This window comes from Leptospira stimsonii (assembly GCF_003545885.1).
Lineage (GTDB): Bacteria > Spirochaetota > Leptospiria > Leptospirales > Leptospiraceae > Leptospira > Leptospira stimsonii.
Window position 1 is genome coordinate 1,196,430 of the sequence record NZ_QHCT01000001.1, and the last position, 26,007, is coordinate 1,222,436.

Here is a 26,007-nt window from a genome sequence, read left to right on the forward strand (position 1 = left end):
AAAGAGCGCGGGAACTCCCTTATATTTCGAAGAAGGGACCGCCTGCTCGAACGAACGGTTTAGTCAGACGAGATAAAACTTCCTCCATTCTTCTGTTGGAAGCCCTTTCGATCCGTGAGATTCAATTTTGAGACCAAAAAATGCGGGAACTCCCTAAGTTTTCGGAAGAACGAAAACGGAACTCAAGGGAGACTCCGAGAAAGGGGGCTTCCTACCCTTTTTCGGACGAAGAAGAAAATGATAGGAGCATCCCCAATCGAACCAAAGAATGCGGGAACTCCCGCGATTTTCAAAAAAGGCTCGAACGGAACGCAAAGAAGTTCTTTGAAAGTAGGAACTCCTTCTTTTCTTTCAGAAAAATACCGTTTCCGGAACTCGGAAAACAATGTAAGAGCCAGAAAGTGCGGGAACTCCCGCGTTCAATTCAGAATTGAAATCTTTTGATAGGAAATATATTTTGCCTTAGTGGCTCTAACATTTGGAGAGATCTTAGAAAGAATCCGGATCATCGATCGAGATGTAACCGAACTCAATCGTCTCAAGTCCCGACTTCCAGCAGATCGTCCTTATTCTTCTTCCCTTCAGATTTCTTTCGACAAACAAATCAACGAACTCTTAAACGAAAGAGTCGGCCTCATGGAACTCGAGGTCTTGGATCCACCTTCTTGGATTTTAGGAGCTCCTACAGTCGGGATTCCGCACGAAACACCGGTTCCGATCAAAGGACTTTTTCCTTCCGGAGATCTTTCGAAGGAAAAACCGGACGACCAAGACGTAATCAATTTCCTCAGAGAACTTCCGAAGACGGAAATCCATCTCCACCTCGAAGCTTGCGTGAACAAAGACACGATGAAACAGCTCATGGCGAAGAATGGAATCACGGTTTCCGACGAAGAGTTTGAAGCGAAGTTCAACTTCAAAGATCTCAACGGATTTATCCAAGTATTCTTCTTTATCCAATCTCTTGTAAAAGAACCCGCTGACTTTTCCTACTTTGTGGGAAGTCTTGCGGAATACATGCGCGCAAACAACATCGTTTATACGGAAGTATTCTTCGCTCCTTCTAAGTTCATCCAGAACGGCTTGGACTTCGACGAGATGGTGGACTATCTCGTCAATCGAATCAGAGAGGAGAAAGAGAATGACGGAATCACAATACGCTTGTTAGTCGACGTCTCGCGTTCTTTCGGTCCGGAAAACGCGATGAATAATCTCAACCGTGTTCTCAAACTCAGACATCCGGAAGTTATCGGAATCGGACTCGGAGGCGCAGAGCTTATGGGACCGGCGAGAGACTATCAGGGAGTTTTTCAGAAAGCGAGAGAAGCCGGGCTTCGTGTAGTCGCCCACTCGGGAGAAGACGACGGACCTTGGGCGATCTGGGAAGCCGTAGAACTTCTCAAAGCGGAAAGAATTGGACACGGAACTTCGGCGATCCAAGATCCTGAACTCGTTCGTTACCTCAGGGAAAAACATATTCCTATCGAGATTTGTGTGACGTCTAACGTGTTCACCGGAAAATACGTCAGAAAAGAACAAAATCACCCGGTTCGATATTATTACGATCAAGGACTTCCTCTTAGTATCAATACGGACGATCCTGAAATTTTCAACGTCAACCTTACCTATGAGTATTTTAAACTCTGGAGATTTTTGGATTTTTCTTTGGACGAGATCGTTGACTTGATTCGTCAGGGAGTTTTCGCTTCTTTTCATCCGAACAAAGAATCTCTCTGGGCTGAAATGGAAAAGAAAATCAATCTCGTAAAGGCGAGATACGGTTTGAGAAAATAGATTTTCAATTCCTTTCGAAGTATCCGCTTCTTTCTTTTCGAACTGAATTCTTCGATAAAAAAAACGAAATAAGAATAAAACGAAAAATCCTTCTCTTTGATCCGAATTCTTCTTTTCTAATTCTTTCCAATTCTTAAAGATCTCTTCCTATGCAACCTAGAATCAATATCATTACTCTCGGAGTAAAAAATTTCGACAAAGCGGTTCGTTTTTATCAGGAAGGATTGGGATTTCCTCGGATGGATTTTCAAGGGGATATCGCCTTCTTTACGTTAAACGGAACTTGGTTCACACTCTTTCCCTTGGACGAACTCGCCGCTGATATCGGTGTTCCGTCGCAAGGAACGGGTTTTCGAGGATTCACGCTTGCTTATAACGGTTCTTCAAAAAAAGAAGTGGATGAAGTGATTGCACAAGCGCAGAAGGCCGGTGCAAAGATCGTAAAACAACCTCAAGACGTTTTCTGGGGAGGATACTCCGGTTATTTCGAAGATCCGGAAGGTTACTATTGGGAAGTTGCATGGAATCCGATATTTTATCCCGGCCCAAAATCGGAGGATACACCTTAAAAATCACGAACAATCGACGACCCTTCTCGATTCAACGTATGAAATGTAGTTTCGTTTTAGAGTGATAAATTCTTTTCGGAACTACATAATTCTTTTTGAAAATAATTTCTTTATGAAATTCGAAATGAATCGCGCTCGTCGCAATAAACTTTAAAGATTTCCTCTTGTTCACAAAAATAGTTTTTTTCAAAGATGGACTTTAAGAAGTTCGTTGTGGAAGGAACGATGACATACTATACTGTAAGGCCCGAATGAGAAAAATCGGAATTAGCTTCTCTCGAAAACGCGACCGCGAACTCAACTCACGAACTAAAAATGGATCAAAGGTAATTCTTCCTCGGAGTCTCCGATTGATCTACAGATCACGTTTGAGGAAGATGATGCCGAAGAGTCAGAACTTCCGGACTCTCTTGTGAGTTTCGGCGGATCCGAGCGACTGAAAGAATCCTCACAAAGGCAGGCGTTGATAACATCGAATAGGATTCAACTGGATTCGTAACACAGGAAGGAAGTCTTTTTATCCTTTTCACATCGTCGGGAGTCTCAAATGTTTAGATCAAGATCGCTCTGAGTGTAAGACCTCTGATAAAAAGATCGCTAGGGATATGATCGCCTTTCCTCAATACGGGGCAACCTAAAGGCGCCAAGAATTTCCGACTTCAAGATTGTCCGTAAGTAATTCTTGTTTCTAAAGACGTTGCGCACGCCATCCGCGAGTTCATCGGGATTTTGTTTTCGCCGGCGGAAGGCTGGAACGATGAAAGTCGATTTTGAATCGATGCAATAAAGTGACTCAGGAAGTAATAATCTAAGGATCGATCAAACGGAAAGAAAAGGTTTGTAACCTTATTTCGGGTCGATCCTATACAAAAACAATCAAAATAGAATATACAAAAAAATTATGATCGAAAACCGATTCAAGATTGTTTTTACGATATTAGAATTTAAAACGAAGACATTCTATTTTTTTGAATCGGGTAAAAGTAAGTTTCTTTTTAAATAGGAACTCGTCTAATCAACAGTATGAATCCAGTTTTATTCTTAGGTCACGGTTCTCCGATGAATCTAGTCATCCCAACCGAATTCTCCCGCAGTTTGGAAGCCTTTGGTTCTACCTTGGAAGGTGTGAAGAATATCCTAATCGTTTCCGCACATTGGAAGACGAGGGGGACTTATGTGACAATCGCCGATCCACCGGAGCAAATTTACGATTTCTACGGATTCCCGGATGCGTTGTATGCAATCGAATATCATCCCAAGGGCGATTCTTCCTTAGCGAATCGTGTGAAAGAAGTCGTAAAAACCGTTTCAGTTCAGACGACTTCCGAACGGGGAATCGATCATGGAAGTTGGGGAGTCCTTTACTTTCTTTTTCAAAAAGCGAATCTTCCCGTGGTTCAATTGAGTATCGACGCTAATCTGAGCGCGGAACAACAATACCGAATCGGGCAGGAGTTGAGACAATTGAGAGAAGAAGGGACTTTAATCATCGGAAGCGGGAACATCGTTCACAATCTGGGAAAAGCGGACTTCCACAATATGAACGCCACACCTGCGGATTGGGCGATCGAGTTTGACGAATTCGTGCGACAAGCGCTCGAATCCAGAAACGATAAGGCGATCTTAGAATTTCAAAAGAAGGGAGACATTGCGAAACTTGCGGCTCCTTCCACGGAGCATTTCGAACCGATCTTTTACGTATTAGGAGCGATGATGCCCGAAGAAAAAATCAAGTTCATCCATCACAGTTTTCAAAATCGATCCGTTTCGATGCGATCCTTCGTTGGCGTCTAACGTTAGTCCTCGTCTCCGGAAAGAACCCACTCTTTGTTTGTGAGGGAATTCGTGACTTTCATAAGGTCTCTTTCCGGGTCGATCAAAATCTGACTCTTTCTGCCGTTTAAAGAAACCATCACGTCCGCATAGACGGAAACGTCCTGGCCTGTTCTTGCCTTTTCGTTTTCACCGATCCAATGAGCAAATTGAAGAATTAAATCCGGTTGATAACTCATCATAATCCTTTGGATCTCGTTAAGATGGGATTCCGGAAGAACAACCGTCGTTTCACCGGTCTGTTGATTTACGACGCGAAAGGAAGCGATCCCGTTTTTTTGGACGAGCATGATCTGCCAGGAGAATCGAAATCCTTGTTCCGTCCAGAGGTGATAACCCGGATAAAGAAAATGTCGAAGCGGTAAAAGAATCTGTAAAAGAATATAAAGAATCCAAAAGTAACGAAAAGAACGATCCGATAAAAGAAAACCGAATTTATTTCTTAAATTCGTAACTTTGGAAAAAAGAAAATTCTCCGATTGGAAGGACTTTTTTTCCAAAAAAAACAACAACGATTCAATAAGAGAGAAAACCGATTTTCTAAAATGAATCGGAAAACGAGTCCATAAGAAAAGAAGAATATTCTCCCGATTCGGGAGCATACTTCTGTTCTTGAGAAAACGAAACAGATCCACAGGCCAAGTCGGCGAAAAGAAAAGTGTCGCATTCAGAATCATCACCCACGGAAACATTCCGATCGGAAACAACTTCCAAGTTAAAAAATGAAATATAAGAACTAATGAATATCCGAATGCTCTCGTTTTTCGATTCAAAAGTAAGAATGGAACGGTAAGGTCGAAAATCAAACCGGCGTAACTAAAAAGATACCCCATCGCCGGCATCGAAAGTGTAGGTCCGAAGATCGGGATATCCGAGTTTCGTAAAAGCCAGATCCGAACCGGTTGTGCGTCGATAAGCCAATCCGGGACGAGTTTGCCGATTCCACCGAAAAAATAAACGACTCCGATCTGAAATCGAAGAAGATATAAATTCCAGGCGGGAATCGGTTCAATTTCCTGAATCGCTTTGTTTTTGAATATTCTAAAAATATGAAATATATTCAATCCCCTGTCCGCGGGAATCCAAATCAATAAAAAGAGAATCAGGCAGATGAGATAGTAATGATTTAAATAAACCGCGACTTCGAGAAGATTGATATAAGTGAAGATGATAAAAAAACAAAGAACGGATATTCTGTAGAAGATTCCGAGGGAAATGAAAATCGCGAAAAAAAGAAGCGAAACAAAAAGCGGATATAAAATCCATGCAGGAAGAACGCCAACCCAAGAAAGACCGTAGAATTTAAAGTGAAAAACGGGATCCAAAAAGTATCTCGAGATCCATCCGTTTGCAAAATAACGAAACGCTAATATAAAAAGCAGAAAACCGAAGACGATTCTGTAAAAACCGAGCGACCAGGCAGGAACTGGATCAAAGGCCCGGGAGTAAAGATTGGGAATTCGTTTTTCTCGCATAATAACCGGATCCGATGTGATTCCACTCGCCAGAAAAACGTTTCTTTGAAAGTTCTGCAAGCATTCCTGGAATCTCCGATTGAGAATCGGGCAAAAGCTCGTTCGAGTGAAAGACTTCTTCCATTCCCAAAGAGATGGTTTTCAGATCCAAGACGTCCGCTCCTTCGCGAATCAAAAGTTCTCCGCCCTGATTTCGGGTTTGGCTCGGATGAGAAAAAATAAAGATCTGACGATTCTGTTCGATAGCGTTGTGTGCGGAAGAAATGGCTCCCGATTTTTCCGGAGCCTCCATAATAAAAACGGAAGAACAGATTCCGGTGATGATTCGATTTCGTTTTGGAAAAGAATATTTTAATGGGACATGGCCCGGAGGATATTCGGTAAGAATCAAAGCGCGATCCGATTCTTTCATGCTCCGATACAAATTTTTATTTTCGTTAGGATATTCCGTTTCTGGTCCGGTTCCAAGAACTCCGATCACCGCCAAACCTTCATCGAGCGCATAACGCATAGAAACTGCGTCGATACCTTTCGCGAGACCGGAAACGATTCCGAAAAAACCTTGGGTTTTAAGAAAAGAAGGAAGCAACGTCGAAGCGAAAGAGGAAATAGGAGACGGCTCTCTCGTTCCCACTACTGCCGCGAAATTCTCTCTAAGAATGTTTCGATTTCCCTTTATAAAAAGAATCAGAGGCGGATCAAAGATTTCTTTTAAGAGCGGTGGATATTCCTCGTCGAAAAAGGAAATAAAATCGAATCCGAGTTCATGCACTTCATCCGAGATTTTTCCTGCGGAAACCATCGCGTTCTTCAAAATCGATTCGGGAAGAGAAGAACGTAAATCGTTTTCCGCTTGACCCCAAGAATTCCAATTTTTGAATATTCTTGTCCGAAAACAAATTTGAGAAACTTTCGGATCCGCTAAAACTAGGAGATTCATTCTTCTTTCACTGAATTCTCGGAGATCTTTTTTAAATTTTGAAGAACGTTTTGATAAGAATCGTTCTTATCCAGACCTTCTCGAACCAAACCGGCATCGTTCAATTCTTCGATCGTCTTTTTGATTTTCAGATATTCTTCCTTTGCGTCTTCGGATTTTCCGAGTCTGTATAAGAAGTTAGCTTTTGCAAAACGAGCGGGAACGTTTCTAAATTCTTTTTTTAGAATATCGTCCAGAATTCTCAACGCCTTGTCCTGATCGTGGAACCCGGCGGACACACCTTCCCAAGAAGAATCGGGCATGGAAGAATCGAAATAAATCAACGCCAATTGAAACGGAAATCGGGAATCCCTCGGATCTTGGATCGCGAGGTGCGTAAAAAGATCGATCGCGATCTGTCTTCGTACGGTTTCCCAACCCCTGTCCTTCGAGGCGTTTGCATAAGCGAGAGCCGTTTCGTATAACAGCTGTTGGTCGATTGGTTTGAGAAGAAGTGCTTTTTCAAAAAAAGGAATCGCAGGTTCGAAAAAATGAAGTTCGGCTCCTACGATTTCCACCTTCTTTCCTTCGTTATTTTCCTTGAGGGCGCGGTTGTAGTATTTCACTCCCATATCATAGTCGCCGATTTTCATATAACCCTGCGCGATTTTCCAACTCAAGGCGCCCGCGGATCTTGTCTTTTGTACCATCGTTGATATTTTCTTTTCCAGTTCGATGATTTCTGCTTCGTTGAGAGCCAATCTTTCTTTCCAGGCTTCCAAATCTTCCACTGTGGGAGGCCTTTCGCCTCGATTTTGAAAACCGAAGTTTTTGGATCTTTCGCAGGAAACGAAAAGAAAAACGATAAGAATGATGAGAACACGTAGAATGTTTTTTGACATGAAACTTCCTCGAAACGGGTGAGACTTCCTGAGTATTCCTATCGGCTAACCGAAAAAATCTCATCTCCCTAAATGTTACGGTTCTCGGATTGGAAAGAAGAGGGTGGGTTGGAGAAGAAAAACGAAAAAAGCGGAGTGAAAACCCCGCTTTTTTTCAAAAGAACTTAGTCTTTCGTAGAACCAGCGATCAAAAGAGCCGCTCCAAGCAAAGAAAGATCTTTGAGAAGGGATACGGTTGACATTTGATTTCCCGCGGCCGCGCCCGGAAGGTGAACCAAAACGATAAAAATCCCGAGAAGAACCGCGAGAAGAATGGTCGCGAGATGAGTTTTGATTCCTGTAATGATGGAGACCGCCGCCGCGATCAGCGCCAAACCGAGAAGATAAACCCAGATCACCGGAAACGGAATGTAGGGAGGAACCATACCGGACATCGCCGGAGCGGAAAGGAAATGGAACAATCCGAAAATCGCAAAGGGAACCGCATATACGATTTTACCTATTTTTTTCATACTAACTCCTTAATTCTTAAGATTCCTAAGAAGAATTCAATCTTCCCGAATAAGATAGGTGCTGAATCTTGATTGAACATTGGACTCCGGCAATCAGAATTTGACGGTAAAATGAAAATGGTTTCAATCTTTTGGATATAAAAAAACTCGATAAATCGGATTCGCACTGGATCTATCTCCTCGAAAACACTTGTTTTGGAGCGGATGCTTGGACGGAAGAGATGATACTTTCCCATTTTTTAGAATCGGAAGGGGTCGGGGTCAAGGATCTGGGTTACGTTCTTTACAAAATTATCGGAGAAGAAATCGAAATTTTTAAGGTCGCCATTCATCCTTCCCAGAGAAGAGAGGGAAGAGCAAAGCGACTTTTGGAATCTTTGCTAAACGCACAAAAGGGAAAGACTTTTTTCTTAGAGGTTAGTGCCCACAATCTTTCAGCGATCGGTCTTTATACTTCCTGCGGCTTTCAAAGAATTCATATAAGAAAACACTACTATAACGACGGTTCGGATGCGCTCGTTTTCAAAAAAATCCCCGCGGATGATTTTGAAAACTACAGCTTCGACGTTCCGAGTTAGACGAACCAGTTTCTCGACTTCGGTTTGACGTTTCTGTTAAGCGACCAAACTCGACACTCTAAATACTACTCAAACGAGTGAGAAGCCGTCCTTCTAAAGAGAATTCCACCGATGTCTTTTCGTATTCCGGAGGATAAAATCGATTTTTTATAAACTTTCCGATCTACTTTTTGAATTTTAGATGCAAGATCTCATTTCTGGGATACACTGTTTTCATTGGATAATTATAAAATGAAAAGAATCTTTTGTATTCTCTTTTTGATTTTGCTCTGTGGTTTTTCCACAAACTGTTTTTTAAATCCTCTCTCTCAATTTGTCACGGAAGCGATTTTTCCAACAAAAGAAAATTGTCCCAATTGCACTGAACAACAGTTTATCGCTCTGGCCGCCGTAATAAAACCGAATGCCAACGGAATCAAAGCCTTCGCGTTCGATCTATCTTCTTCCTTTTCTAGTTTTTGCGCCTCGGGAATTTGTGCCGGCGGGATTACGGAAGCTGAATCGAATTCCACGGTTACGGTCGCCGTTCCGAATGGCGCTATTGTAAGTAATTTGGTAGCGACTTTTTCCATTCCGGAGAATTCCAAACTGGAAGTTGCCGGTGTAACTCAGGTCTCTGGCGTAACTGCAAATGATTTTAGCAAACCCGTTACTTATTCGTTCACCGACGAAAACGGATTAAAAAAAGATTATACTGTTTCTGTCGTACCAGCTACGAACGGAGATCGAGTGAACGGCGTCTTAGTTATTTTTTCTTCGGGTCTGGATAATTATTGGACGAAATGTTCTTACGGTCAAGTTTACAGACCTGGTTTCAATGACTGTCAAGGAAAAGGAAGCGCAGGTGATGATTACGGAGCAATTACCGATACTCTCACGTATTGTTCCACTGCGGATGCGAGTTGTGACGATGGCTTTTCCTTAACTTCCGGACCTTTAATGGCCGCATGTCAAAATATGCAAAACGATTTGCCTGCAATGCAATCGTTGTCCGGAGTTTATTCACCGATTGCTCCTCCTCCGGCAGATTTATACAGCGGTCCGAATGGGTCTTTGATGTCTGGTTGCCCGGGTTTTAAAACGGTAAATCCATGTTTTGCGGGAGGCGCCGGTGGAATTGTCTGTTCGCCTGGATTTACCGGAATTGCAATTGATACGACTTTATTTTCGGAAACTTTTTCCGGGGACTATTGGACAACGACTTCTTGCACTGCTACCACGGCCGCAAAAATTTCAATGCTCGGACCAGGGCTTGCTAACGCTTCAGTGAAGAATCTCGTAAGCTCAGCATCCAAGAGAGCTCTTCGGTGTGTTCGGAGAAACTTGAGTTAAAAAGAATATTTCATATTTTTAATGTGAATTAGCGATCCGATTCTAATCATTCGAAAAATTAATAAATCATAACAGTACAAAAAGGACCTATGAAAATTAAATTCTGCATTGTTTTGCCATTCTACTTATTCGTTTTTCTTTCGAATTGTAAGATCGATCAAAGGTTAAGCGAAGATAAAACTCACAGGACGATCCTTGCGTCCGCGGATGCAACGTGTAAGGTCGCTTCCGTCGAACCTCTCTATTCATTTTTGTTCGGTTTGGCCCCCGTGTTTCGTAAACCCGAGCCCAGCGTTCCAGCCGGTCAAACCTTAAGAATCACCGAATTCACAAATTGGAAAGACTACGCGGTCACGTTAGTCGGCGGTTGGGCAATCACCCTCGTGAGAAGAACCAGGACGATCGAATTCTGTGACGAGAATTTATTCGCGAGTAGTTGGAATCCGGAAAGACAATCCGTGGATCAGACCCTGTATCAGATGGCTGTAACCGGAAAGGTAGTTTTGTTTTTAAAATCGGGAGAATCTTTTTCCCAGGTTCGAATTCTCGGATTTGACGAAAGTTCCATCGAAGTGGAAACGGTCGTTCCCGATCCGAACGGCGGGTTTACGGATCGTGCGATCCTCAGAGACGGTTCCACGATCGACGGAAAGCAGATCGGTCAGGACGACAAAGAAGTTCAGATGGAGAATTTGGAAGGAAGAAAGATTACCATTCAGAAGGCAAATCTGCATAAGATCGATATGAGGGTTCCGAAAACGATCAAAGAAAAAAGAAATCTTTTAAAGGTAGATATTTCGAAGATCGCATTCGAAGATTCTACGAAAAGATAATCATCGGGTTTCTCTGCGAAGAATTCGGGTGCGACTAACAAAAGAAAGCCGACCGGCTTCCTCGACTTTCCAGTGGACTCTAAGTTTCGAAAAGCTTACTTAGTGGTTTTCCGTTTTTTGAATCTGTTGCGAAAGAAAACGAGGATTCTTATATTCTTTCGAACCAGGGAAACGAGGGGATTCGATTTTTTACGATAGATTCTCGCGAAAAAAAGCGGATCGTCATGGGACAACTCGGTGGACACCGAGGATTCGAAGAAAGTTTCTATTCAACTGAATTCTTCTTTCCAAGAAGAATCGTACAAAAGGTTCCCAGGCCCTCTTGACGACCGAGCGCTCCCATTTTTTCGGTCGTAGTCGCCTTGACAGAAACACAATCTGCAGGAAGGGACAAAAGATTACTTAAAGATTTTGTAATCCTTTCTTTGAGCGGTGCGATTTTCGGTCTTTCACCGATCACGGTGCAGTCCACGTTGATCAGTTCGAATTTTTTCTCACGCATGAGTTCCAAACACTTGGAGAGAATGATCTTACTGTCGATGTTTTTTATTTTCGGATCGGTGTCCGGAAAATGTTGCCCGATATCGCCGAGAGCCAGAGCTCCCAAGATAGCGTCCGAGATTGCATGAAGAATGATGTCGGCATCCGAGTGGCCTACGAGAGCGAATTCCGATTCGCATTCGATTCCTCCCAAAACGAGAGGGCGTTCTGCGTTGATTTCCAATTTGTGAAAATCGATTCCGTTTCCGATTCGATACATTTGTTTATTCCTAAATCATAATATTCTAAATGGCGTGGATTTTCATTTTTCAGAGTTTTCGTTTTTTGAAAGGCAAGTCTTTTTTGTGACACTCAAAATTTGTTCCGACAAACAAATCCCCGGAAGAATCTTTAGCGGAGGATTGTTGCTTTTGTCATAGGAAGTATGAGTTCCTACTTTTTAGATTCTTACAAAGTTCTCATCTTTTGAACGTAAAGTATGAGTTCCTACTTTTAAAATTCTCACAAAGTTCCTTATTTTTTTGAAAGTAAAGTGTGAATTCCTACTTTTAAGATTCTCACAAAGTTCCTTATCTCTTTGAAATTAAAGTATGAGTTCCTACTTTTAAAATTCTCACAAAGTTCCTTATTTTTTTGAAAGTAAAGTGTGAATTCCTACTTTTAAGATTCTCACAAAGTTCCTTATCTCTTTGAAATTAAAGTATGAGCTCCTACTTTTTAGATTTTCACAAATTTACTTATCTATTGAAAGTAAAGTGTGAGTTCCTACTTTTAAGATTCTCACAAAGTTCCTTATTTTTTTGAAAGTAAAATGTGAGTTCCTACTTTTTAAAAGAAAGATCCAACATTCTCTGAACGGACATTCTTCCCTTTTCGATCACTTCCGGATCGAGATGAATTTCAAACTGTTCGTAATGAAGCGCGTCCCTGATTTTTTCCAAAGTGATTCGTTTCATGTGAGGGCAGACCTGACATGTGGAGACAAAATGTCTGTCCGGAAATTCCGAACGAAGATTGTCTCCCATCGAACATTCCGTGATCAGAAAAATATCCTTCGCTCCCGACTTTCGAATGAACTCGCTCATCTGAGAAGTGGAACCCGAATAATCGGAATGATCCACGACTTCCGTCTTACACTCTGGATGAGAAATTACGGTAACTCCGGGAAACTGTCTTCTCGTAAGTTCGATATCCTCCGCGGAATACATCTCGTGAACCATACAACTTCCCGGATGTGTGATGATTTTTTTCTTCGTAAGATTCTGAACGTTCTCTGCCAAATATTGATCGGGTAAAAAAATGACCGTATCGCTCTCTAAAGATTCTACCACCTGAAGTGCGTTAGCCGAAGTGCAACAGATATCCGTCTCGGCCTTAACATCGGCGGTGCAATTTACGTAGGTGACGACGGGGACTCCGGGATATTTTTTCTTAAGATCGATCACGTCCTGTCTAGTAATACTTTCCGCAAGCGAACAACCTGCTTTTAAGTCCGCGATGAGAACCTTCTTTTCAGGGGACATAAGTTTCGCGGTCTCCGCCATAAAATGGACTCCATTGAAAAGAATGATCTCCGCCGAGGTCTCGGCGGCCACCTTGCTCAGGTAGAGAGAATCTCCGGTAATATCGGAAACTCCATGGAAAACGTCCGGGGTCATGTAGTTGTGTCCGAGGAGAACCGCATTCTTCTCTTTTTTTAATTTCTGAATTTCTTGAATCAAAGGAAGTTTTGCCTCGACTTCGTGATCCAGATACGTGCTCTTGAGAGCTTTTGTGATTTCGTCTAGGGTTTTCATAAGTAGGGCCAGTACGTTGTCGTAGTAGAAATTCCTTTTAATTTTGGATAGGCGAGATCGGCGCCCGTGTTACAATTAGACTGACATTGTCTCCAAAGATTCCCGCTATTTGAGGAACCGGAGCGTTTTGCGTTTTCAAAATCCTTTTCCGCATCAAAGGCACAAGTTCCATTCGAAGAAACGGAGTTTAGATAGAATGTAGAATTGCACTTACTCCAACAGCGGAGGAGTTCGTCGAGAGTGTCCCGGTTTTGCCGGTTCGAGGGCTGAATTCCAATTTGAAAACGATCCAATTCAGCGGCTTTACATTTATCACTGATGACCACCGGAGTTTTCAAACAGAGATTCCCTTGAGTATAGTAGTCGACACAAGACGGATCGGAACCCGAAGAGAGAATCCAACTAATAAGTTGTAGGTCTTTTGAGTCGGATTCTTTTTTTGAAGCAAAACATCCAGTGAATGAAAGGATACAAAGTAGAATAAAAATGGATTGTTTGTGCACAGCAAAATCCTATCCCTTTCAATTTCTCTCAAGAGAAGTCTTGCTTCAATCAAAAAATAAGATAGGAATCGGCCTGAATTAAATTGCAAATCTGTATTTTTAAAATATATTGACACGATTTATTTCGAGATTTAAATAAGCCCTTATCCCCAAAATCAAAAACAGGATTGGTATTACTTTCCATGAGAAAATTATCTTCTCTAATTTCTGTGTTAGTTCTCCTTATGTTCTTAGGAAATTGCGCAGACACAGTCGATGTAGAATATCCGGTATTCCCGAAAGATAAGGAAGGCCGTGCCCTTCAGAAATTCCTCGGAACCATTCGTAACGTAGGATTGGCTGTTGAGCCTCCAAAGAAAAGTCTTTGGGAAGCGATCTTCGGAGCAGGTTCAAGCTTTATCGATCAAATGCCTTCTAAGGTATTCGAAGCATTCGACAAAGAATCTTATTACAAACTGATCGACCTCAGCAAACGCGCGGACGTTCTGAACGAAGCGACACTTTCTCTCACTGGTATTACTAAGTCCAGAGCGAAGATCGGAAACCTTCTCGGTGCGGAAGCGATTCTTTACATCGGATATCAAAAGCCTTACACTGAGTGTGGTAGCGAAAATAAGATCGATATGGTTGCCGCAGGAATGAAAGTTGCGGGTTTCGCGGCTTCTATGGCGACTGGAAGAGAAGTAAACACCGGAAACGATCCAGTTTCTAAACCTACCGGCGTGCGTTACATGTTGATTCCTCTCGATGCGACTCTTATTAAAGTAGATACTGGAGAAGTAAAAAAAGCGGTGGTTTCAAATCCTGCAAAAATCTTCAACAGTGTTGGAAACTTGGAATGTCCTTCCATCCTTGATTCTTTTGGACAAGGTTTGGACGAAGCGGCTGGTTACATTAAGAGCAGACTTTCCCCAATCGTTAAGACTGAAAAAATCGAAATCTTTGTAAAAGACGAAGATGAAGAAGTAAAAGAGCTTCTTGCTGAAGGTTACGAAGAAATCCAAGGTGAAACTCCAAGTTTCAAAAAAGCAAAAGAAGCGTGGGAAAAAGCCGACAAAAAAGCGAAGGGTCAGTCTTGGGGAGCGAAAGCAAACCTCGGAACTTATTACTTCTCTACTGGTGATTTCGAAAAATCGATCAAACTCTACGAAGAAGCTATGAAGATCAACGGAGCGAAAAAGAGCTACCTGAGAGAACTTAGAAAGAGAGTAGAAGCTACTTTCGCGGTTGACGAAAGCAACGCAAAGTAATCGATTCCTTTGAAACGAATTGATTGTATGAAAAGCGGACGAAAGTCCGCTTTTCTTATTTCTACACTGTCATTTTGTTTTCTCTTTTTCTTGGATTGTAGAAAGACTCCGACAGAAGAAGAGTGTGTCGAAAACCAGATGCACAACGTGAAGTTGATCGCTCAGGCTTCCGAAAACGAAATTCCAACGGGGATGCAACAGTTGATGTTGAAGCAGATTCTCCAGCCGGATATGTCGAGAGCGATTGTTTTACGTTGTATGTCCGATAAGACTCTGAAACAAGTTCAATGTGAACTTGGGAAAGAGAAGTTTATGGATTTGAAAGAATGCAAACAATTCGGTAAGGAAGAAAAGTAGGAACTCCTTCTTTTAACTTCTACCGACAAATGAATGTCTTTCGAAATAAGATTGAAAACGGACTTGAAGCCCGTATCCGGTAAAATACGGAAAAACCGATTCTTTCCAGAAAAATACAAAAATGGCCCGAGATCTTCGGGCCATTTTTATTGTAACCGTTACAAGAAAGAATCCTACAAAAAAGTAGGAACTCCTATGAAACCCTCTTCAGCTGGGTAAATTGTTTCTTCTTAGATAAGCGGGGATATCGTAGTCTTCCGGCTTTGGCGTGTTAGACGAACGTGGCCTCAAAGAACCAGGATGGAGTCGGACCGTTTCTCCTGAATCTTCCTGTAGGAACTCCTTTCTCTCATTCGGAGATTCCATTCCCACAGCCTTTCTCTGAAAACCGTAGTTCTCCTGAACTCTTGTACTGAGATCCTGATTCTGAATCAGTTTTCCGGAAGGATTACGCTTGCTAAAGCCGGTTGCGATCACAGTGACCCGGATTTTGTTCGCTAGGCTTTCGTCTTCGTGAAGACCTATGATGATATTTGCATTCGGATCCACTTGAGAGGTGATGATTCCGGAAACTTCGTTCCAATCGGAGATCGTAAGATCCTTTCCGCCGGAAACGTTGATGAGAAGCGAAGAAGCCCCCGCGATCGAAGAAGAGTCTAACAGCGAATTGTTGATCGCAAATTCTACTGCCTCTTTAACTTTTCCTTCTCCGCTCCCTTCACCGACTCCCATCACCGCGTCACCCGTATCGCGCATGATTGTTTTTACGTCGGCGAAGTCCACGTTGATCAAGCCCGGGTTATTGATGATATCGCTGATTCCTCGTACGGCGTTGAGAAGAATATCGTCTATCACCTGAAAGGCGAGATCGATCGGAGTCGATTTATCCACGACTCGAAAGATAGAATCGTTGTTGATCAGAATGAGGGTGTCAACGTGCGAACGAAGTTGTTCGATTCCTTTCCGAGCAAGTTCCATTCTTCTTCTTCCTTCGAAAGAGAAGGGAAGAGTCACGACCCCGACCACGAGACATTTCATTTCTTTCGCGATCTTTGCGATCACGGGTGCGGCGCCGGTTCCGGTTCCGCCGCCCATACCCGCGGTGATAAAAACCATGTCGGCTCCTCTTACCGCGGACTGGATTCTTTCCTTATCTTCTTCCGCGGCCTTGTAACCGAGCTCGGGATCGCCGCCTGCGCCCATACCGCGAGTGATCTTGGTTCCTAAGATGATTTTATTTTCCACCGGAGAACGGAGTAACACTTGTTCGTCGGTGTTGAGAATCGCGAACTCGACTCCTTTGAGAGTGGAGTTGGACATCCGCGTGACGGCGTTCATTCCGCCTCCGCCGACTCCGAATACTTTTATGACTGCAGGACTTGTTTTTGTTTCTTCTTCAAAACGGATCATCGTATTTTCCTTTTGGAGGACGGTCAAAGATTCTCTTCGATCCATCGTCTGATTTTTTTCGTCCAACCTTCCGATCGGTCCACGGATTTCTGATCCATGTCCGTCATTCTATCTGCATATTTGATCATTCCGATCACGTTGGAGAATTCGGGTGAAGAGGCTTTTTCTGCGAGCCCGCTGATTCCGCCCGGTCGCGCTCTGGATGCCGTTAGACGAAACACATCCTCGGCGAGCGTATCGATCCCTTCGAGAAGACTTCCTCCTCCGGTAAGAATCACTCCTCCGGCAAGAAGTCCTTTTTTACCGGACTTTACGAGTTCCTTATCCACCATCTCGAAGATTTCTCTCATTCGCGGTTCTATGATTGCAACCAATTCTTCTCTGAGAACCTGTCTCGCGGGTCTTCCGCTGATCGGCGGAATTTCGATCGTTTCAGTCGGATCGATTTCGGAAAGAATGGTATGTCCGTATCTTTTTTTGAGAAGTTCAGCAGTTTCTAATGTAGTTTTGAGTCCGATCGAGATATCGCTCGTGACGTTGATTCCGCCGAAAGGAATTACGGAAGAATACGAGATTCCTCCGTCGACGTAGATGATCAAATCGCAGATTCCCGCGCCGATATCAAGAACTGCGGTTCCGAGATCTTTTTCTCCCGAAGTCAAAACTGCCTCGGAAGAAGCGAGGCTGGAAAGAATCATCACTTCACAATGAAGTCCCGAAGATTCGATACACTTTTCTAAATTATGAATTGCTGTTATACCAGCGGTGACGATATGGACTTCCGCTTCCAGACGAACACCGGTCATTCCGATCGGATCTCGAATGCTCGTCTGATCGTCGACGGAAAATTCTTTGGAAAGAACGTGAAGAATCTGTTGATCCGCAGGAACTCGAATCGCTTGTGCGGCTTCGATCACTCGCACCACATCCGGTTCGGCTACGGTTCGATCGCGGTTTGTGATTGCGACGACTCCTTTGGAGTTATCGGCTTTGACGGTTTTGCCTGTGATATTGACCGCGACAGAAGTGATCTCTTGTCCGGACATGAGTTCCGCTTCGCTCACGGCTTCGATGATGGAACGGGTTGTGGATTCGATATTGATGATGGATCCATTCTTCACTCCCGAAGAAGGATAGGCTCCGGTTCCGATAATTTCGACTTCGTATTCGGAGATCGGTCTGGCCACGACTACTTTTGTCAAAGAAGTCCCGAGATCCAAAGCGGCGATGATTCTATCTCTTGGTTCTAACATATCAGTGATAGACCGCGTCTTCTCCTCTGATATCTACGAGTTCGGATTGAATCTTATCTTTTTCAAAATAGGCTAAGATTGCGTAGAGTTTACGAATCTGATCCCTGTGAAGAAGGGTTCCGATCTGAATTCTTAATTGAATCGGCTCGTCCGCGAAAAAAAAGATTTCCCCGTCTTCTTGGAGAAGAACTTCGGAGATTCTCGGTTTGAGAGCCGGATACATTCGAAAAGCCTGTTCAACGGAATTATAAAGATCTCGAAAACTCGCGTCTTGGATAAAGCCGTTCTTGACCGGAAAGTTTCCGGAAAGAACACAGAGGTCTTTTTCTCGAACGTCGTCTTTCGAAAGAACTCTGTGTTCGGAATCGATCTCGTAGAGATGTCCGTCCGAGTTGACGATGAAGGAAGCTTTTCTTTCGGTGAGTTCTATGAGGAGTTGGTCTTCCGACTTTTTCGTGATGCGTGCAGAATTCACTCTCGGATACCTGGAGAGTTTTTTTTCCAGAAGATCCAAGTCCAGAGTATCAAAGGAGGTTCCGGGTTGAATTTCAAGCATTCTGACGATTTCTTCCGTTTTGAGCTTTTCGTGCCCCGTAATGATTAACTTATTCAGTTCTCGGGGAATTCCTTGAAAACGAAATCCGAGAATCGCCCCAACGCTCAAAATACAGAGGAGAAGAGCCAAGAGGAGAATGTTTCTCCTTTTCTGCACGAATTCTCTTAGAAAGTCAATCAGATTATGTCTCATGGCCAGATCTTGAGGTAAATTTCTTCCCTGGTTCCAATATCGGGAATTTCTTTCTGAAGTACAGCTTGTTTTTAACGGGGAGTTCCCGCAATCTTGGGAAGCATTTGCAATTGGGAAGAATCCTTCGATTTGAAAGGCGGTCGTTTTCTCCGAGGCGCTCAAAAAAAGGGGAGTTCCCGCATTCTTCCGGAATACAAAGAGATTCCGATCCAAAAGAAGAATCCAAAAAATCGGAATTCGACTTTGGTTTTGTTGAACTCTTTAAGAGGTTGCTATTTTTTCAAAAAAAGAATTCCTTCTTGGAAAGCGACGTCTCTAATACCGATCTTATCATTATACGAATTCATTTATGAATCTCTCAAAACACACAACGGTCCTCACGGGCGTCATATTCTTCTTAGGATTCTCACTTGGATTGTATATGGCCGTAGTGGAAAAAGCCGGAACCATAGACGATTATCCTTATACGATGAAAATCTATTATCCACGTCTGGAAGGAATTCATCCCGGGGCGCCGGTTCGAATCCTTGGGGTGGAAAGAGGAATCGTCCGAAGTCTCGATGTGGTTCCGATCGACGAAGTCGGGGACCAACGATTTTTGAATAAGGATCAAACCAAAGCGATCGAGATCGTAATCCGACTCAAGGAGCCGATTACTCTCTGGGACAATTATAAGATTACCTTTCAGACGAATACGATTCTTTCCGGAAGAACGATCGATATCGATCCGGGTTCTTCCGAAAAAGACGATACAACTTTTTTCCAACCCACTTATCTCGAGGACGAACAACGAGCTCCCGACTTCCTTCCTTCCGCGGATTATTTCGAAGATTTTTTTGCCGCTTCCACGGGAGTGATTCGTGAGAATCGAGAAGACATTCGAGCCTCCTTCGCGAATCTCTACGAGATTTCCGAAAAACTCAAATCCAATCGGGGAACCATTCCGAAGATGATTCATTCTCCGGAAACCTACGATAATCTTCTGGAACTTCTTACGGACGCGAGAATTTTCGGAAACGATGCGAGACGTTATACGGAAGGATATCGTAAGTTGGAACGTTCCGCTCCGGCCCCTTTTACGATTAATATGTATCGAAGAACGACTCTCATAGGAAGCGTTGGAAACGATTATTATTTCGGAAAACTCTAAAGATCTTTTTTCAGCTTAGGATGCTTACGTAAGCTTTTTCTCTTCCAAGTCTTTCAAAGATAAAATTTCTCCATTCTCTACTTTGAACGATCCAAACTCAGGAACATTTAAAAAAGCTAAGCTCGATCCTTTCTCCTTTTCAAATTCTTGAAAGGAAAGTGAGAAAGAAAAAAGTTTTTTAATTTGAGAATTTTCTGATCTCTAAATTCTGATTGAATCCGGTGGAGATCCAATTTTGAAACATCCGAATTTAGAAATCATAGATCGTTTTTTCGAAGCGTATATACAAAGGGATTGGAATGAGTTAAGGAAAGTTCTTTCTCTGGATGCGAGGTGGAGTTTTCCCGGAAAACACCCTTATGGAGGTTGGAGGAACGGCTCTGAGGAAGTGATCCAATTTTTTGATACGATGGGTTCCGTAATGGGAAAATCCAACGTAAAAGCCGAAAAATTGATCGTCGCGGCGAACGATGATTATGTGATCGAAAGCCAACACGTTTTTACAAATAGAGATGATGGGACCAATTTGGATCACCTCGTTTGTGTTCTCTGGAAGTTTGCTGAGGGAAAGATCGTGGAAGGCATTCATTTTTTTGCAAATCCTGTGGAAGCGGATTCTTTCTTTACGAAAATCTCTCAGAAGAATTTAGAATAGAATTCAATTCTTCTTTCGCGAGCGCGAGGAGAATTTCCAATCGGCCACTCCAGAATTTATTTCTGGAGTGTTTGGCGAATTTGAGTCCTCATCGTATTTTGAGAATTTTTTAGGAACGTCTGGGACGGCGATTCTTTGTCGGGACAACCGCTTCGTTTCATCTTAAGACTGTAAGCTAGGAGTTCCTACTTTTTCAAGATTCCCATGGATTGTCGAACTTCGAACGAGGGAGTTCCTACTTTTTAGGATCAGGCGTTTACAGAAGAATCGCGAATTGTGGTGGAGTTCCCGCACTTCTCTGAAAACAAACTGACCAAAGCGGAACGGTGGAGTTCCCGCACTTCTCTGAAAATCAAACTGACCAAGGCGGAACGGTGGAGTTCCCGCACTTCTCTGAAAATCAAACTGACCAAAGCGGAACGGTGGAGTTCCCGCACTTCTTTGAAAATCAAACTGACCAAGTCAGAATTGCGGAGTTCCTACATTCTTCCGAACAGGTTAGAATTGTGTCAGTGAGCGCTTTTCTAAAAAACCGAATCGCAAATGGGAGTTCCTACTTTTTCAAGAATCCCCATGAATCACCGAATTTCAAACGAAGGAGTTCCTACTTTTTAGGATCAGGCGTTTACAGAAGAATCTCGATTGTGGAGTTCCCGCACTTTCTCTCAACAGAGAAATCAAAATTCTGCCGATGAAACCAATATGAAAGTTGCAATCATCCATGACTGGCTCAACGGGATGCGCGGAGGAGAATTGGTTCTGGATTCTCTCCTCAAAATCTATCCGTCGGCCGATCTCTTTACTCTATTCTACACCCCGGGAAAGCTGAATCCTCGGATCGAACAAAGAAAAATCACGACTGCATTCACAAACAATCTTCCTTTTAAGGATTCCAAATACCGTTGGTATCTTCCTCTTTTCCCGACCGCAATCGAATCCTTGGATTTGAAAGGATATGACCTTGTGATTTCTTCTTCTCATTGTGTCGCAAAGGGAGTCATCACGGATCCGGATTCGTTGCATTTCAGCTATGTCCATTCTCCGATGCGTTATGTTTGGGATCTCTACTATGATTATTTTCCTTCTCGCAAGGGAATCAAATTCTTCGCCTTCGAACTCATCTCGAATTATCTGAGAACCTGGGACGCGGCCTCTTCTTCTAGAGTGGATTCTTTCTGGTCCAATTCCGAATTCGTCGCAAGAAGAATCCAAAAATTCTATCGTAGAGAAGCGAAAGTCATCTTCCCGCCCTGTCTTCCTGAAAAATGGAAAGTAGTCTCCGAAAAAAAAGACGATTTCTATCTCATCGTCTCCGCATTCGCACCGTACAAAAGAATCGATCTCGCGATCGAAGCGTTTCGTAAGAATGGAAAGAGGCTCGTTCTCATCGGAGGCGGCCAAGAATTCAAAAAATTGACTTCTCATCTTCCGAAGAATATCGAAGTCCTTCCTCATCTCAAACGGGAAGAAGTCTTGGAATATTACAAAAAGGCAAAAGCCTTTATCTTTCCTGGAATGGAAGATTTCGGAATCGCTCCTGTCGAAGCGCAAGCCTTCCAAACACCGGTGATCGCCTTCGGAAAGGGCGGCGCTCTTGAAACCGTGATCTCGGGCAAAACGGGAATCTTTTTCCAAGAACAAACCGTGGAATCTCTGAACGAGGCGATCGAACGTTCCGATCGAATTTCCTGGAAAACCGCCGATTTTCAGAAGAACGTAAGTCGATTTACGGAGGAAAAATTCATTATCGAAATCCAAAAGCAGGTCGAGACTAGAATGAGAACTCCGAGGAAAAAGGGATAATTATTTTGATTCTACTCCATAGACTGAAAGGGGACGAATTCGTGCTCAACGCATCTCATATCGAATGCCTTGAAGCCAATCCGGATACGACGATCACCCTTTCCAACGATAGAAAGTTTGTGGTAAAGGAATCCATTCCCGAAGTCATCGAAAAAATTTTAGAATATAAGAAACGGATTCTTGTGTTTCCTCTGGGCTCTTCTCCGGACCAGTTCAAAAGGGTGGAATAAAAAATTATGGATTTTGGAACAGTAGTTGGTTTAGGATCGGCGGTCGTCCTGATGATCTTCGGTATCATCTCGGCGGGATTGAGCCCATTAGACATTTTTGATATTCCATCCGTCATCATTACGTTCGGAGGGGCGACTGCGGGAACCATCATGGCGGTTCCTTGGGAATCTACGCTTGCGGTCGGAAAAGTCACACAAAAAGTTTTTAGAACCGAAAAACACGATCTCATCGAATTGATCAAAACGTTAGTCTCCTTTTCGGAAAAAGCAAGAAGAGAAGGTCTACTCGCTCTCGAAGACGACGTAAACGAACTTCCAGACGAATTCTTACGAAAAGGAATCACACTCGTAGTGGATGGAACGGACCCTGAACTTGTTCGTAACATCATGGAAACGGAAATGGGAAACATCGCTTCCCGTCACAACAACGGAAAGGCTTGGTGGGAAAACTGGGGAGCTTTGGCTCCCGCCTTCGGGATGATCGGGACTCTGATCGGACTCGTTCAGATGTTGAAGAACCTCGGTTCCGGTGACCCTTCCGCGATCGGAACGGGGATGGCCGCCGCCTTGATTACGACACTCTACGGATCAATGGGCGCCAACATGTTCGCGATTCCCGTCATGAAAAAACTCATCCGTAAATCGGAAGACGAACTTATGATCAAACAGATTATGATCGAAGGAACTCTTTCCATTCAGTCCGGCGATAACCCGAGGATCGTAAAAGATAAACTCTCTTCGTTTCTTCCGCCTTCGGAACGGGATGTTCTCAAGGACGACAGCGAGTAAGAACGGTTTTTCATTATGGCAAAATCAAAATGTCCTGAATGTATTCAGAATATCCCCGAGTATATGCTTACCTATGGGGACATGGTGACGCTTCTCTTATGTTTCTTCATCATGCTCTATACCACCGGTAAAACGAACGCGATCGAGATGCAGATCATTCTCTCCGCATTCAAAACGACGACGGGCTTTTTTGACGGAGGTCAGACTCTTTCCAAAGGAAAACTCGAGGAAATGGGAATGAACATTGAAAGTCTTCCTTCTCAGACGACCGGAAAGACACTTTCAAAATCCAAAAAACTCGCGACTGAACTTTTTAAGCCGGAAGTGGAAGCAGGTAAGGTAAAGATCACGGAGGACGAAAGAGGTTTGATCATCTCTCTCGTCAGCGCGGATTATTTTAATCCGGGCTCCGCGGTTCTTACGGATTCGATCAAGATCGCTTTGAAGAAAGCCAGTTCCTTGATCAAAGAACTCGATCGTTTTGTTCGAGTCGAAGGTCACTGCGATGCAGACGCGGTAAACCCCGGAGTCGCACCCGGAAAAGAAGAAAGGGCTTATATCAACAACTGGGATCTCGCCGGTGCAAGGGCGATCAACGCTACGGATTATATCATCAACGTGGAAAAATTGGATCCTTCTTGGTTCCAAGCCGTGAGCTTCGGGGCGTTTCGTCCTTTGGTTGTGGAATATTCGGGAACACCGGAAGCGAAGGCATACAATCGAAGAATCGATATCGTAATCATGACTGATAAGTCTACCAAGAGAAGTCCATACGAAACCAATTTCGGACTTCCAAAAACTAGGATTCCCGGCTCCGAGTCGTCTACACCAGGCAACGAGTAACCGGAAGAACAACTAACGTCAAAATTCAGGAGGCAAACCAATGGGTGATGCGGAAATAGATGAGGAAGAAGGCGGGCTACCCGCCGCCGAAGGCGGTGGTGGAACATCGCCCATAATCAAATGGCTTCTTTACGTAGCCGGAGCAATTTTTGGAATTATCATCGTAGCGATCATTGCAATGGTCGTAGCAAAACAAACTGCGACCAGCACATTCAAACAGATGAAGAACGTCGCGTTGGTAAAACCTCCTCCACCATTAGCGAACTATAACTTTACGGAAGAATTTCGGATCAACACCTCGGACAAAGGAGAAGCTCACTTCGTGAAGATGAAGTTGGCTTTTGGAATCGCGAAAGAAGATCAAACTTTGTCCGCCGAACTCGCGGAGAGGAACGCACAGATGCGGGATTTGATCAACTTGATCGTAGGACGAAAATCCAAGGATGAATTGATCAACATCGAAGATCAGTTGGATCTTCGTGAAGAGATCAAAGCTCAGGTGAATCATATTCTTACCGAGGGAAAGATTCAGGAAGTCTACTTTACGGAATTTATCGTCAACTGATGAGAAAAATTCTCGGAGTAATACCGGCACGTTATGCGAGCTCTCGGTTTCCGGGAAAGCCGCTTGCGAAGATCGGCGCCAGAACGATGATAGAGTGGACCTACCGGAATGCCTCTCGGTCTTCCACTCTTTCCGAATTAGTCGTAGCAACCGACGACCAACGCATTCATGAAGTTGTTATCGGATTCGGTGGGAAGAGTGTTCTTACGAGTCCGGATCATCCTTCCGGAACGGATCGAATCATAGAAGTCGCCGAAAAGTTTTCCGATTTTAACGTGATCGTCAACATACAAGGGGACGAACCGGGAATCGAACCGGAACTGATCGACGGTGTCGCGAGTTTAAAAGCATCTCATCTGGAATGGACGATGAGTACGGCCGCCGTTCCACTTTTGGATCCAACACACGCAATCGATCCCAATCGTGTAAAAGTTATCATCGATCAGAATGGAAAGGCGATCTACTTTTCCAGGTCGCTTATACCGAGTCAGTTCAAGGCGACGGTTCCACTCTATCGTCATTTGGGAATATACGGATACGATCGAGAATTCTTATTAAAATACAATTCTCTCCCGAAAAGTAACTTGGAAGAATCGGAATCTCTCGAACAACTCAGAGCGATCGAGGCAGGTTACGGAATCGGAGTGTTTTTAGCGAAGGAAGCGGGATTGTCCGTGGATACGCCGGAAGACCTTGAGATCGTAATCCAAGATTTCAAGAAGAAAGGTTTGGTTACTTAAGAGCTTCTTGGAGAGTGTTGTGGATTAAGACGAAATCGGTTAAACCGACGATGTCCATCACCTTTCTGAAGTGTTCGTTGAGCCCAGCAAATTCGATTTTTCCTTTCGTTTCAGAAGCTCTTGTGATCAAGCTGATGAGGGTCGCGATTCCGGCGGAATTGATATAAGAAGTTCCTTGAAAATTCAAGATCACTCGTCCCCTTTTTTCGGCGGGAATGGACTCGTACTTCCCAACGATTTCCTCGTCCGCTTCGGAAGTGATCTCTCCTTCAATATGGATGATGGGAACAGATACGGTGAGATCTACGAAAATTTTGAAATCGTCGGACATAAGGAATCTTTCAACTAAAGACAGCTAAATTCCATTAAAGTCAATCGAATTACGCATAATTTCCGAGTTCGATCGAGGACAATTGGTCGAATTGCTTTCCGCATTTTTTACAGAAGAATTTTACTTCCTTTGGTTTGGATGAGATTCCGAAAAGAATCAAAAAGATTCCCAATTTGGTATAAGTCTTTTTTTCTTGAGCGTTCGGAGAAGTTCTACTGATTCCGCAATTTTCGCCGCAGGGTGACGGCTGGTTGTTAGAGTTCACAAAAGTAGGATCCTTTCGGGGTTTAAAAAATACCAGTCGAAAAACCGGAAGGAGGGTCGGAAAATCAGAAT

The 26,007-nt window shown here is 43.5% G+C and carries 27 protein-coding genes and 1 pseudogene; 16 read left to right on the forward strand and 12 right to left on the reverse strand.

Going from position 1 to position 26,007, the window contains the following annotated elements; translation table 11 throughout:
* Positions 1–465: 465 nt before the first annotated feature.
* The 3 genes from add (at position 466) to ygiD (ending at position 4,157) form a co-directional block, all read left to right on the forward strand.
* On the forward strand, positions 466–1,794 hold the full coding sequence (gene add, locus DLM75_RS05815) for an adenosine deaminase (protein WP_118967520.1): 1,329 nt from the start codon (positions 466–468) through the stop codon (positions 1,792–1,794).
* A gap of 149 nt (positions 1,795–1,943) precedes the next feature.
* Positions 1,944–2,363, forward strand: a complete 420-nt coding sequence (locus DLM75_RS05820; RefSeq protein ID WP_118967521.1) for a VOC family protein — start codon at positions 1,944–1,946, stop codon at positions 2,361–2,363.
* 1,023 nt (positions 2,364–3,386) lie between these two features.
* Complete coding sequence (gene ygiD, locus DLM75_RS05825) at positions 3,387–4,157, forward strand: 4,5-DOPA-extradiol-dioxygenase (RefSeq protein ID WP_118967522.1); 771 nt, start codon at positions 3,387–3,389, stop codon at positions 4,155–4,157.
* A 2-nt stretch (positions 4,158–4,159) separates the two neighbouring features.
* Here the strand turns inward: ygiD and DLM75_RS05830 are convergent, their stop codons facing one another.
* The 4 genes from DLM75_RS05830 to DLM75_RS05845 form a co-directional block, all read right to left on the reverse strand.
* The gene (locus DLM75_RS05830) at positions 4,160–5,671 is read right to left on the reverse strand and encodes an HTTM domain-containing protein (protein ID WP_118967523.1); all 1,512 of its coding nucleotides are present in this window, start codon (positions 5,669–5,671) and stop codon (positions 4,160–4,162) included.
* Complete coding sequence (locus DLM75_RS05835; RefSeq protein ID WP_118967524.1) at positions 5,628–6,611, reverse strand: DNA-processing protein DprA; 984 nt, start codon at positions 6,609–6,611, stop codon at positions 5,628–5,630. The genes DLM75_RS05830 and DLM75_RS05835 overlap by 44 nt, the downstream gene beginning before the upstream one ends.
* Positions 6,608–7,492 carry a tetratricopeptide repeat protein gene (locus tag DLM75_RS05840; protein WP_118967525.1) on the reverse strand — a complete coding sequence of 295 codons (885 nt, stop codon included), beginning with the start codon at positions 7,490–7,492 and terminating at the stop codon, positions 6,608–6,610. Before DLM75_RS05840 ends, DLM75_RS05835 begins: the two co-directional genes overlap by 4 nt.
* Before the next feature lie 164 nt (positions 7,493–7,656).
* Entirely contained in the window at positions 7,657–8,004 is a 348-nt protein-coding gene (locus DLM75_RS05845) for a DoxX family protein (protein ID WP_118967526.1), read from the reverse strand.
* Positions 8,005–8,135: 131 nt separating this feature from the next.
* Here DLM75_RS05845 and DLM75_RS05850 point away from each other — a divergent pair, with 131 nt between their 5' ends.
* The 3 genes from DLM75_RS05850 (at position 8,136) to DLM75_RS05860 (ending at position 10,747) form a co-directional block, all read left to right on the forward strand.
* Positions 8,136–8,582: a GNAT family N-acetyltransferase gene (locus tag DLM75_RS05850; RefSeq protein ID WP_118967527.1), complete on the forward strand. Its 447-nt coding sequence runs from the start codon at positions 8,136–8,138 to the stop codon at positions 8,580–8,582.
* Between the two features lie 231 nt (positions 8,583–8,813).
* Positions 8,814–9,914, forward strand: coding sequence for a glycoside hydrolase xylanase (locus DLM75_RS05855; RefSeq protein WP_118967528.1), 1,101 nt, complete (start codon positions 8,814–8,816; stop codon positions 9,912–9,914).
* Between the two features lie 89 nt (positions 9,915–10,003).
* Positions 10,004–10,747, forward strand: a complete 744-nt coding sequence (locus tag DLM75_RS05860; RefSeq protein ID WP_118967529.1) for an LIC_13076 family protein — start codon at positions 10,004–10,006, stop codon at positions 10,745–10,747.
* Positions 10,748–11,012: 265 nt separating this feature from the next.
* Here the strand turns inward: DLM75_RS05860 and ispF are convergent, their stop codons facing one another.
* From ispF to DLM75_RS05875, 3 genes are all read right to left on the reverse strand, one after another.
* Positions 11,013–11,507, reverse strand: coding sequence for a 2-C-methyl-D-erythritol 2,4-cyclodiphosphate synthase (ispF, locus tag DLM75_RS05865; RefSeq protein ID WP_118967530.1), 495 nt, complete (start codon positions 11,505–11,507; stop codon positions 11,013–11,015).
* A 562-nt stretch (positions 11,508–12,069) separates the two neighbouring features.
* Positions 12,070–13,044 carry a quinolinate synthase NadA gene (nadA, locus tag DLM75_RS05870; protein ID WP_118967531.1) on the reverse strand — a complete coding sequence of 325 codons (975 nt, stop codon included), beginning with the start codon at positions 13,042–13,044 and terminating at the stop codon, positions 12,070–12,072.
* Positions 13,041–13,547, reverse strand: coding sequence for a hypothetical protein (locus DLM75_RS05875; RefSeq protein WP_118967532.1), 507 nt, complete (start codon positions 13,545–13,547; stop codon positions 13,041–13,043). Before DLM75_RS05875 ends, nadA begins: the two co-directional genes overlap by 4 nt.
* Positions 13,548–13,729: 182 nt before the next feature.
* Between DLM75_RS05875 and DLM75_RS05880 the strand changes: the two genes are divergently transcribed.
* The gene (locus DLM75_RS05880; RefSeq protein WP_118967533.1) at positions 13,730–14,797 is read left to right on the forward strand and encodes a lipoprotein LipL41; all 1,068 of its coding nucleotides are present in this window, start codon (positions 13,730–13,732) and stop codon (positions 14,795–14,797) included.
* Positions 14,775–15,154: pseudogene (gene lep / locus DLM75_RS05885) on the forward strand (LipL41-expression chaperone Lep). Before DLM75_RS05880 ends, lep begins: the two are co-directional and overlap by 23 nt.
* Before the next feature lie 207 nt (positions 15,155–15,361).
* Here the strand turns inward: lep and ftsZ are convergent.
* Genes ftsZ through DLM75_RS05900 form a run of 3 tightly spaced genes read right to left on the reverse strand, consistent with a single transcriptional unit; the run spans position 15,362 to position 18,565 of the window.
* Positions 15,362–16,564, reverse strand: coding sequence for a cell division protein FtsZ (ftsZ, locus tag DLM75_RS05890; RefSeq protein ID WP_118968004.1), 1,203 nt, complete (start codon positions 16,562–16,564; stop codon positions 15,362–15,364).
* A 23-nt stretch (positions 16,565–16,587) separates the two neighbouring features.
* On the reverse strand, positions 16,588–17,817 hold the full coding sequence (gene ftsA, locus DLM75_RS05895) for a cell division protein FtsA (RefSeq protein ID WP_118967535.1): 1,230 nt from the start codon (positions 17,815–17,817) through the stop codon (positions 16,588–16,590).
* A gap of 1 nt (position 17,818) precedes the next feature.
* Positions 17,819–18,565 carry a cell division protein FtsQ/DivIB gene (locus DLM75_RS05900; protein WP_118967536.1) on the reverse strand — a complete coding sequence of 249 codons (747 nt, stop codon included), beginning with the start codon at positions 18,563–18,565 and terminating at the stop codon, positions 17,819–17,821.
* A gap of 349 nt (positions 18,566–18,914) precedes the next feature.
* On the opposite strand from DLM75_RS05900, the gene DLM75_RS05910 reads away from it, so the two are divergent.
* The 8 genes from DLM75_RS05910 (at position 18,915) to kdsB (ending at position 25,340) form a co-directional block, all read left to right on the forward strand.
* The gene (locus DLM75_RS05910) at positions 18,915–19,715 is read left to right on the forward strand and encodes an MlaD family protein (protein ID WP_118967538.1); all 801 of its coding nucleotides are present in this window, start codon (positions 18,915–18,917) and stop codon (positions 19,713–19,715) included.
* 235 nt (positions 19,716–19,950) lie between these two features.
* The gene (locus DLM75_RS05915; protein WP_158586450.1) at positions 19,951–20,370 is read left to right on the forward strand and encodes a nuclear transport factor 2 family protein; all 420 of its coding nucleotides are present in this window, start codon (positions 19,951–19,953) and stop codon (positions 20,368–20,370) included.
* 702 nt (positions 20,371–21,072) lie between these two features.
* The gene (locus DLM75_RS05925; protein ID WP_118968005.1) at positions 21,073–22,173 is read left to right on the forward strand and encodes a glycosyltransferase; all 1,101 of its coding nucleotides are present in this window, start codon (positions 21,073–21,075) and stop codon (positions 22,171–22,173) included.
* Positions 22,174–22,178: 5 nt separating this feature from the next.
* On the forward strand, positions 22,179–22,403 hold the full coding sequence (locus tag DLM75_RS05930; RefSeq protein ID WP_069608486.1) for a flagellar FlbD family protein: 225 nt from the start codon (positions 22,179–22,181) through the stop codon (positions 22,401–22,403).
* Positions 22,404–22,409: 6 nt separating this feature from the next.
* Positions 22,410–23,192: a motility protein A gene (locus DLM75_RS05935; RefSeq protein ID WP_118967541.1), complete on the forward strand. Its 783-nt coding sequence runs from the start codon at positions 22,410–22,412 to the stop codon at positions 23,190–23,192.
* A 15-nt stretch (positions 23,193–23,207) separates the two neighbouring features.
* Positions 23,208–24,035, forward strand: a complete 828-nt coding sequence (motB, locus tag DLM75_RS05940; protein WP_100784789.1) for a flagellar motor protein MotB — start codon at positions 23,208–23,210, stop codon at positions 24,033–24,035.
* Between the two features lie 40 nt (positions 24,036–24,075).
* Complete coding sequence (locus DLM75_RS05945) at positions 24,076–24,600, forward strand: flagellar basal body-associated FliL family protein (protein ID WP_010573664.1); 525 nt, start codon at positions 24,076–24,078, stop codon at positions 24,598–24,600.
* Entirely contained in the window at positions 24,600–25,340 is a 741-nt protein-coding gene (kdsB, locus tag DLM75_RS05950) for a 3-deoxy-manno-octulosonate cytidylyltransferase (RefSeq protein WP_118967542.1), read from the forward strand. Before DLM75_RS05945 ends, kdsB begins: the two co-directional genes overlap by 1 nt.
* Here the strand turns inward: kdsB and DLM75_RS05955 are convergent.
* Positions 25,333–25,671 carry an STAS domain-containing protein gene (locus DLM75_RS05955; protein WP_118967543.1) on the reverse strand — a complete coding sequence of 113 codons (339 nt, stop codon included), beginning with the start codon at positions 25,669–25,671 and terminating at the stop codon, positions 25,333–25,335. The genes kdsB and DLM75_RS05955 overlap by 8 nt on opposite strands.
* 49 nt (positions 25,672–25,720) lie before the next feature.
* Positions 25,721–25,936 carry a hypothetical protein gene (locus DLM75_RS05960; RefSeq protein ID WP_118967544.1) on the reverse strand — a complete coding sequence of 72 codons (216 nt, stop codon included), beginning with the start codon at positions 25,934–25,936 and terminating at the stop codon, positions 25,721–25,723.
* Between the last annotated feature and the right edge of the window lie 71 nt (positions 25,937–26,007).